Origin of the sequence: Verminephrobacter aporrectodeae subsp. tuberculatae At4, assembly GCF_000193225.1 — a bacterium.
Lineage (GTDB): Bacteria > Pseudomonadota > Gammaproteobacteria > Burkholderiales > Burkholderiaceae_C > Acidovorax > Acidovorax aporrectodeae.
The window spans coordinates 1-9016 of the sequence record NZ_AFAL01000713.1; the positions used below are offsets into that span (position 1 = coordinate 1).

Sequence of the window (9016 nt, forward strand, 5' to 3'; positions counted from 1 at the left end):
CGTGCAGTGGCGCGCCTGGTCGCTGGCGCTGCGCGTCACACCGGCCGGGTTGTTCAACCTGGCCCCCGCTGGCGCGGTGCCGGATCTGCGGCTGGAACTGATCGAGAGCTCTGCGTTCGTGCTGGCCCGCGGGGCGCTGCGTGGCGCCAGGCCCGCGATCCGCATCGAGGGCGATGTGCAACTGGCCGCGGAAATCAACTGGCTGGTCGAGCATCTGCGCTGGGATCTGGAGGAGGACCTGGCGCGCGTGCTCGGCGACGCGCCGGCGCATGTGCTGGCGCGTTGCGCCCGCGCTGCGGCGCAGGCGCTGCGCCGCTTTGCCGGGGCGCAGGTGCCCGGGACGTTTTCCTCCAGCGTGACCATGCCCCCGGAACCGTCGGCCGGCGCTGCCGAGCGGACCGGCGCATGAAGCAGTTTCTGCGCGGGGCGACCATCCTGTGGGTGGTTTTGCGTTTTGGTCTGGACAGTCTGGTGCTCGACAGCCTGCCGCACAGGCTCTGGCTGCGGCAGCTTGCGCGCCCCCTGTCCCTGGGGCGCAGGTTCGACGCGCCGCGCGGCCAGCGCCTGCGCCAGGCGCTGGAGTGCCTGGGGCCGATCTTCGTCAAGTTTGGTCAGGTGCTTTCCACGCGGCGCGACCTGCTGCCCGCGGACATCGCCGACGAGCTGGCGCGCCTGCAGGACCGCGTCCCGCCCTTCGATCCGGAGATTGCCGTGGCCACCATCGAGCGCGCGTTTCGCCGCCCGCTGGAGCAGATCTTCACCCGGTTCGAGCGCACGCCGGTGGCCAGCGCCTCGATTGCGCAGGTGCATTTCGCCACGCTGCGCGACCGCCAGGGCGTGGAGCGCGAGGTGGCCGTGAAGGTGCTGCGCCCGGGCATGCTGCCGGTGATAGAGAAGGACCTGAGTCTGCTGCGCCTGATGGCCGGCTGGGTGGAGAGCCTGTCTGCCGACGGCCGGCGCCTGAAGCCGCGCGAGGTGGTCGCCGAGTTCGACAACTACCTGCACGACGAGCTCGACCTGGTGCGCGAAGCCGCCAACGCCGCGCAGTTGCGGCGCAACATGCAGGGCCTGGATCTGGTGCTGGTTCCCGAGATTTTCTGGGACTTCTGCCGCCCCGAGGTCATGGTCATGCAGCGCATGAACGGTGTGCCGATCAGTCAGGTCGAGCGCCTGCGCGAGGCGCGGGTGGACATCCCGAAGCTCGCGCGCGACGGCGTCACGATCTTTTTCACCCAGGTGTTTCGCGACGGCTTCTTTCACGCCGACATGCACCCGGGCAACATCCAGGTCAGCCTCGAGCCGGAGACCTTCGGGCGCTATATCTCGCTCGATTTCGGCATCGTGGGCACGCTTACCGAGTCGGACAAGGAATACCTTGCGCAGAATTTCGTGGCCTTTTTCCGCCGCGACTACAAGCGCGTCGCCGAACTGCACATCGAAAGCGGCTGGGTGCCGCCCGAGACCCGCGCGAACGACCTCGAGTCGGCGATCCGCGCCGTGTGCGAGCCGTACTTCGATCGGCCGCTCAAGGAAATCTCGCTGGGGCTGGTGCTCATGCGCCTGTTCCAGACCTCGCGCCGCTTCCATGTCGAAATCCAGCCTCAACTGGTGCTGCTGCAAAAACCCTGTTGAACATCGAGGGCCTGGGCCGGGAGCTGGATCCGGAACTGGACCTGTGGAACAGCGCCAAGCCCTTCCTCGAAAAATGGATGCGCGAGCAGATGGGGCCGCAGCGCCTGTGGCGCGAGTTGCGCGCCGAGGCGCCGCGCTACGCCAAGCTGCTGCCCGAGTTGCCGCGCCTGGTCCATGGCGTGCTGCGCCAGCGCCCGCCGGAGCAACTGGTGTTGCGCGAGCTGCTCGACGCGCAAAAGCGCACCAACCGCCTGCTGCAAAGCATCATCTATGGCGGCCTGGGTTTCGTGCTCGGCCTGCTGTGCATGCAGTTCTTCATGCGGGTGCGCGTTTTCTGAAGGCACGCAAGTTGCTCGCATGATGGGCTGTGATTTTTGTTCCGGGTTTCGTCGTCGGGGCTGCTGCCCCATGGTCCGCAGGCGCTGCGGCAGGGACGGGAGAAACGTCCGCCGCGCGTCCTGTTTTTCTTGCAACCACCCTTGGAGTTTCGGAGCACGGCCATGTTGCTGTCTTTCATCGTTCTATATCTGCTGGCCTCGATGGCCGTGGGCCTGTACGCCGCCCGGCGCGTGCACAACACGGCCGACTACGCGGTAGCCGGGCGGCACCTGCCGCTGGCCATGGTGATCGCCACTACCTTCGCCACCTGGTTTGGCTCGGAGACCGTGCTCGGCGTCTCGGCCCGCTTCGTCGACGGCGGCCTGGGCTCGGTGGTCGAAGACCCGTTTGGCGCCTCCATGTGTCTGGTGCTGGTGGGGCTCTTTTTTGCCAGCAAGCTCTACCAGAAGAACCTGATCACGCTCGGGGACTACTACCGCCAGCGCTACGGGCGGGTGATCGAGGTCTCTTGTTCGGCGATCATCATCTTCAGCTACCTGGGCTGGGTCGCGGCGCAGATCACCGCACTCGGCCTGGTTTTCAACCTGCTCACGCAGGGCGCCGTGTCCGTGCAACTGGGCATGGTCATCGGGATACTGGTGGTTCTGATCTACACCCTGTACGGCGGCATGTGGTCCGTGGCCATGACCGATTTCGTGCAGATGATCGTCATCGGCGTGGGCCTGTTGCTCATTGCCTGGTGCGCGGCCGACCTGGCGGGCGGCGCGCGCAAGGTGGTGGAATTTGCTGCGCGCGAGGGCAAGTTCCGCTTTTTCCCGGAGGGCGGGGTCAGGGAATGGACCTTCTTTTTCGCCGCCGGAATCACCATGATGCTTGGCTCCATCCCGCAGCAGGACGTGTTCCAGCGCGTGATGTCCTCGAACAGCGCGGCCACGGCGCGCAAGGGCCCGGTCATCGGCGGCCTGCTGTACCTGCTGTTCGCGTTCATTCCCATGTTCGTGGTCACGGCGGCCGTGCTGGTCATGCCCGAAACCGTGCAGGAACTGCTCAAGGAAGACCCGCAGAAGGTGCTGCCCATGCTGGTCATGGAGCGCATGCCGCTGCTGCTGCAGGTGGCGTTTTTCGGCGCCCTGCTCTCGGCCATCATGTCCACGGCCTCGGCCACGCTGCTCGCGCCCTCGACGACCTTCGTGGAAAACATCCTGCACAACCTGCGCCCCGGAATGAACGACCAGGAGACGCTCAAGGCGATGCGCATCGCGGTGCTGGTCTTTACCGGCTGCGTGCTGAGCTACGCCATCACCATGCAGGGCACGTCGATCTATGAACTGGTGTCCGGCGCCTACCAGGTGCCGCTCGTGGGGGCTTTCGTGCCGCTGGTCTTTGGCCTGTACTGGAAGCGCGCAACGACCCAGGGCGCGCTGCTGGCGGTGGCCATGGGGCTGGGTGTGTGGCTGCTGTTCGTCGCCAGCCCGATGCTGTCCGAGGCCTTTCCGCAGCAACTCGCCGGCGTGCTCGCCGCGCTCGCGGGAATGCTCGGGGGCTCGCTCGCGCCGCAATGGATAGACGACCACAAGGGCCAGGTCACCCACTACGAGGGCAGCACGGCCTGAGTGCCGGCTGGTGCGGTCGGGCAGGCGGGAATCCGGGAACAGGCCGGCCCGCCTATAATCGCGGGCTTTGCATCACCCATCCGATCGAATCCCTCGACGACGCCGACATGCCTATCTACGCCTACAAATGCGGCTCCTGCGGCCATGCCAAGGAGGTGCTGCAAAAAATCTCCGATGCACCATTGACTGACTGCCCGGCCTGCGGTGCGCCAGCCTTTGCCAAGCAGGTCACTGCGGCAGGCTTTCAGCTCAAGGGCTCTGGCTGGTACGTGACCGATTTCCGCGGTGGCGGCACGGCGCAGGCCAAGACGGACGGGAAATCGGACGAGAAGACGGATACGAAGTCGGGCGCGAAGTCCGACGCGGCAGCGCCCGCGAGCCCGGACGCTGCACCCAAAGCGGCCACGAACGCTGGCGCGGCCGGCGGCACCGGCAGCAGTGCACCCCCGGCAACGTCGGCCTGACTTGGGTGTCCGCGCATGGCCTCCCTGCGCAAATGGCTGCTGACCGGCCTGCTGGTGATCGTGCCGGGCGTCATCACGGCCGGGGTGCTCAACTGGATCGTCGGCACGCTGGACCAGACCCTGCTGATCCTGCCCGACGCCTGGCAGCCGGACAAGTTGCTGGGCTTTCACATCCCGGGCTTCGGGGTGGTGCTCACGCTGCTCATCCTGCTCATCGTGGGCGCCGTCGCGAGCAACTTTGCAGGCCGCAAATTGGTGCAATGGGGCGACGCGCTGGTGCACCGCATTCCGGTGGTGCGCTCCATCTACTCCAGCGTCAAGCAGGTCTCGGACACGCTGTTTGCCGAAAGCGGGAATGCGTTTCGCAAGGCCGTTCTCGTGCAGTGGCCGCGCGAGGGCGTCTGGACCCTGGCCTTCGTCACGGGTGCGCCCAGCGGCGAGGTGGCGGCGTATCTGTACGACGGCTTCGTCAGCGTCTACGTTCCGACCACGCCGAACCCCACCGGGGGTTACTTCGTGATGCTGCGCAGGAGCGATTGCGTCGAGCTCGACATGAGCGTGGACACCGCCCTGAAGTACATCGTTTCCATGGGCGTGGTCGCTCCGGCGGACCACGTGCCAGCGTCTTTCAGGACGCAGTGAACCCCTCTTTTGTGAAACCCTTTTGACGCGCCCCCGCGGCGCCGGAAGTTTTTGCCATGGCCATGCGTTCCCACTATTGCGGTCTCGTGACCGAGGCCCTGCTGGGCCAGACCGTTACCCTGGCGGGCTGGGTGAACCGCCGCCGCGACCACGGCGGCGTGATCTTCATCGACCTGCGCGACCGCGAAGGCCCGGTGCAGGTCGTCTGCGACCCCGACCGGGCGCAGATGTTCAGGACCGCCGAGGGCGTGCGCAACGAATTCTGCGTGCAGGTCCGGGGCCAGGTGCGCATGCGCCCCGACGGCACCACGAACGACCGGCTCAAGAGCGGCCAGATCGAGGTGCTGTGCCATGAGCTGAACGTGCTCAACCCCTCGGTCACGCCGCCGTTCCAGATCGACGAAGAAAATCTCTCGGAGACCACGCGCCTCACGCACCGCGTGCTGGATCTGCGCCGCCCCTGCATGCAAAGCAACCTGATGCTGCGCTACCGGGTGGCGATGGAGGTGCGCCGCTTCCTCGACGCCCATGGCTTCATCGACATCGAAACCCCCATGCTCACCAAGAGCACGCCCGAGGGCGCGCGCGACTACCTGGTTCCGAGCCGCGTGCACGCGGGCCAGTTCTTTGCGTTGCCCCAGTCGCCCCAGTTGTTCAAGCAGCTGCTGATGGTCGCCGGGTTCGACCGCTACTACCAGATCACCAAGTGCTTTCGCGACGAGGACCTGCGCGCCGACCGCCAGCCCGAGTTCACGCAGATCGACATCGAAACCTCGTTCCTGGACGAACAGGACATCCGCGACCTGTTCCAGGGAATGATCAAGACGGTGTTCCAGAACACGCTGAGCGTGGACCTGGGCGAGTTCCCGGTCATGAGCTACCAGGACGCCATGCACCACTATGGATCGGACAAGCCGGACCTGCGCGTGAAGCTCGCATTCACCGAGCTCACCGACGTGATGCGGGACGTTGACTTCAAGGTGTTCGCGGGCGCTGCGAGCATGCCCGGTGGCCGCGTCGCGGGCTTGCTCGTGCCGGGCGGTGCGCGCGAGTCCGGCGGCCTCTCGCGCGGCGAGATCGACGCCTACACCGAGTTCGTCAAGATCTACGGCGCCAAGGGCCTGGCCTACATCAAGGTCAACGAACGGGCCCGGGGGCGCGACGGCCTGCAGTCGCCGATCGTCAAGAACCTGCACGACGCCGCGCTCGCCGCGCTCCTGGAGCGCAGCGGCGCCCGGGACGGCGACCTGATCTTCTTCGGCGCGGACCGGGAAAAGGTCGTCAACGACGCCCTGGGCGCGCTGCGCAACAAGATCGGCCACAGCGCATTCGGCAAGGGCAATGGCCTGTTTGAAGACCGCTGGGCGCCGCTGTGGGTGGTGGACTTTCCGATGTTCGAGTTCGACGAGGAGACCCGGCGCTACACCGCGGTGCACCACCCCTTCACGGCGCCCAAGGACGGCCACGAGGACTGGATGGCCACGGCCCCCGAGAAATGCATCTCCAAGGCCTACGACATGGTGCTCAACGGCTGGGAAATGGGCGGCGGATCGGTGCGCATCCACCGCGCCGACGTGCAGCAGAAGGTATTTGACGCGCTGCGGATCACGCCCGAAGAGGCCCGCTCCAAGTTCGGCTTTCTGCTCGACGCCCTGCAGTACGGCGCGCCGCCGCATGGCGGCCTGGCCTTTGGTCTGGACCGCATCGTGAGCCTGATGACCGGCGCCGAGTCGATCCGCGACGTGATCGCCTTTCCCAAGACCCAGCGCGCGCAATGCCTGCTGACCCAGGCGCCCGGCCCGGTCGATGAAAAGCAGCTGCGCGAGTTGCATATCCGCCTGCGCAACCCCGACGCGGCCAAAGCCTGACCGGGGCAGGCCGTGCAGCGGCCCTGGAAAATCCCGGAATCGGTGCTGGTGCTCGTCCACACCCCGGCGCTCGATGTCCTGCTGATCCGCCGCACGGGGGGTGGCCGGGAGCATTGGCAGTCGGTCACCGGAAGCCGGGAGCACAGAGGCGAGCCCTTGGCACGCACGGCCCGGCGCGAAGTGGCCGAGGAAACCGGAATCGACACGCGCGCGCCCGGCTGCGTGCTGAGCGACTGGGCTTTGGAAAACGTCTACGCCATTTGGCCCGAGTGGCTGCACCGCTACGCGCCCGGCGTGTGGTGCAACCGCGAACGTGTCTTCGGTCTGTGCGTGCCCGCGGGAACGCCCGTGCAACTCAGCCCGCGCGAGCACGACGCCTTCGAGTGGCTGCCCTGGCAGCGTGCGGCGGCGCGCTGCTTTTCGGCGTCGAACGCCGAGGCCTGCCTGCTCCTGCCCCGGTTCACGGCGCGGGCCTGAGCGCCGCGCCTGCCGATGCCCACCAGCGCACGCGATGGGGGCGGACTGATCGCCATCGCGCTGTGGCTGGTGCTGCGGCCCGGTCAACGCCCGTCCGGGCAGCCTCCACCCCCCATGCCAGGAAGGTCCCATGAGCCTTCTTGAGGGGGGACTGGCCGCTCAGAACCAGAACCCTTCCCGCGGCACATCGGACGCCTGCCCGGTGATGGACAGCGGCATCTGCGCTGCGGCGCCGGAGGCGGTGACGGCACCGTTGGCCTGGCCATCGGCGTCGAACGGCCCGCCATCCTGGATCGCGAAGTCCAGCCGCAGTCGCCCGCCATCGCTTGCCATCTTGCCGCCGTAAGGGCTGCTCGCCAGATTCACCCAGATGCCGGTGCTGTCCTGCGCCCAGTACCCGTTGGCACCGATCTTCGGGTCCACGTACAGGCTGAAGGTCTCGCTGCTGCCGGTGGCATCCAGCGTGGCCTTGAAGCTCGTCAGCGCGATCGGTGTCTCCAGCGCCTGGGGCATCGGGGTCGGGGTCGCCTTTTGCACCAGGCTGGTAATGCGGACGGTGCTGTCGGCGTTGACCTTGCCTTCCTGGCTATCGGCCACCAAGGTGACCGAGGTGCTGGAACTGCTGCTTGTCGTGGCGCTGTATGAGGCGACTGCGGCCTGTGTCCTGTCCTGGACGTTGTCTCCGTTGCCGTCGCCGAGTGCGGCACCGGTGGGGCCGATGGCCTGGTTTTCCTGGGCGTCGGGCACACTGTCGCCGTCCGTATCCGGTTCCCTGTAGGGGCCTGGTGCAGGCGCGGAGGAGCCGCCAGAGGATCCACCGGATGGAGGGGGTGGGGCGGGTACAGGTCCGACAGGTGGAGGTGCGGCGGGCGCTGGCGTGTTGTTGGTCACCGCGGTAGCAGCAAAGCTGGCCGCGTCGTTGCCGGCGGCGTCCTGTATGGCGTTGGCGTCGTTGCCGGTCGTGGGGTCGGCGTAGGCGACGGTGACCGTCTGGTCGCTGGTGACCGCCGTGCTCAGCGTGAGCGTGACGGTTTTGGCTTGGGCCTCGACGGTGACGTTGGTGACGGCGTTTGCGACGCCGTTGACAAGCACCGTAAAGGCTCCGCTCGCCGGCTTGCGGCTCGCGTCCAGGTTGCCCGTGTCGCTAAAGCTGAGCACCAGCTGGTCGCCAGTGACCTTGGGACGCGAGTCGCCGGTGGTGATCAGCGCCGGGGCCGTGGTGTCCGGCCGGGTGTCCACGGTGTAGTTGGCGCTGGTGATCGTGCCGGTCGTGCTATTGCCCGCCTGGTCCCGCACACCGCTCATGTTCACGCCGATGGTGTTGCTCGCGTCGTCTACGTTGGCCCTGGGCGTGAAGGTCGCGGTCCAGGTTTTTCCGTCTGCACCAGCCGTCAGAGGACCCAGTGTGCCGTTCGCGTTCGAGAGGTCTATCCGGCTCGCATCGAAGCCGCTGACTGCCTCGTTGAAGCGGAAGCTGACGGTCGTGGTTTCGCCACTCGTCAGGCTGCTGTCGGCCAGCGTGATGCTCACATGGGGGCGCTCGGTGTCGATGTCGTAGCGGACCGTGGAGTCCGCCGTGCCCACCCCGGCGTTGCCCGCGCGGTCGGTGATTCCTGCCAGGTTCACTCTTATCTTGTTGCCCGTCGTACTGCTGGCGGAGGGGGACTCCGGGGCCGTCAGCGTGACCTCCCAGAGGGTGGTGCCGTCGCCGGTGCTGCGCAGGTTGGACAGCCTCGCGCCTCCCTCCACGCTCAGGTCGGCGGTGCTGAAGCTGTCGGGGTCGATGTCTTCGGAGAAGCGGATCGTGACGCTGGTGCTTTCGCCCAGGTGCAGTTGGTCGTCCCGGAGCGTGATCGGCTGGGTCGCCGCCAGCGTGGGGGGCTTGGTGTCGATGCTGTAGTTGGCGCTGTGGGTGAGGCCCACCCCGGCCCTTCCGGTTGCTGCGCCCCTGACCCCGGTCATGTTCACGCCGATGCTGTTG

At 67.1% G+C, this 9016-nt stretch carries 7 protein-coding genes and 1 pseudogene; 7 read left to right on the top strand and 1 reads right to left on the bottom strand.

The window, feature by feature from the left end:
- From VTU_RS28950 to nudB, 7 genes and pseudogenes are all read left to right on the top strand, one after another.
- The coding region (locus VTU_RS28950) for a hypothetical protein (RefSeq protein ID WP_040893461.1) at positions 1-409 on the top strand (409 nt) is incomplete at its 5' end.
- Positions 406-1970, top strand: a pseudogene (gene ubiB, locus VTU_RS28955) (ubiquinone biosynthesis regulatory protein kinase UbiB). The gene VTU_RS28950 and the pseudogene ubiB, both read left to right, overlap by 4 nt.
- Before the next feature lie 162 nt (positions 1971-2132).
- Positions 2133-3584 (top strand): high affinity choline transporter 1, encoded by a 1452-nt coding sequence (locus VTU_RS0120365; protein ID WP_010108031.1) that lies wholly within the window; start codon positions 2133-2135, stop codon positions 3582-3584.
- 107 nt (positions 3585-3691) lie between these two features.
- Positions 3692-4048, top strand: coding sequence for an FmdB family zinc ribbon protein (locus VTU_RS0120370; protein WP_010108033.1), 357 nt, complete (start codon positions 3692-3694; stop codon positions 4046-4048).
- Between the two features lie 15 nt (positions 4049-4063).
- Positions 4064-4690, top strand: a complete 627-nt coding sequence (locus VTU_RS0120375; protein WP_010108036.1) for a DUF502 domain-containing protein — start codon at positions 4064-4066, stop codon at positions 4688-4690.
- Positions 4691-4746: 56 nt separating this feature from the next.
- Positions 4747-6558, top strand: coding sequence for an aspartate--tRNA ligase (gene aspS / locus VTU_RS0120380; protein WP_010108037.1), 1812 nt, complete (start codon positions 4747-4749; stop codon positions 6556-6558).
- A 12-nt stretch (positions 6559-6570) separates the two neighbouring features.
- Positions 6571-7035, top strand: a complete 465-nt coding sequence (gene nudB, locus VTU_RS0120385; RefSeq protein ID WP_010108039.1) for a dihydroneopterin triphosphate diphosphatase — start codon at positions 6571-6573, stop codon at positions 7033-7035.
- A 159-nt stretch (positions 7036-7194) separates the two neighbouring features.
- On the opposite strand, the gene VTU_RS0120390 is transcribed toward nudB, so the two are convergent.
- A partial coding sequence (locus VTU_RS0120390) for an Ig-like domain-containing protein (protein WP_010108041.1) occupies positions 7195-9016 on the bottom strand: 1822 nt, incomplete at its 5' end.

Excerpts from the sequence above, each read along its gene's own strand:
- VTU_RS0120365 (WP_010108031.1), top strand. The coding sequence starts at position 2,133 with ATGTTGCTGTCTTTCATCGTTCTATATCTGCTGGCCTCGATGGCCGTG.
- VTU_RS0120375 (WP_010108036.1), top strand. The coding sequence starts at position 4,064 with ATGGCCTCCCTGCGCAAATGGCTGCTGACCGGCCTGCTGGTGATCGTG.
- aspS (WP_010108037.1), top strand. The coding sequence starts at position 4,747 with ATGGCCATGCGTTCCCACTATTGCGGTCTCGTGACCGAGGCCCTGCTG.
- VTU_RS0120370 (WP_010108033.1), top strand. The coding sequence starts at position 3,692 with ATGCCTATCTACGCCTACAAATGCGGCTCCTGCGGCCATGCCAAGGAG.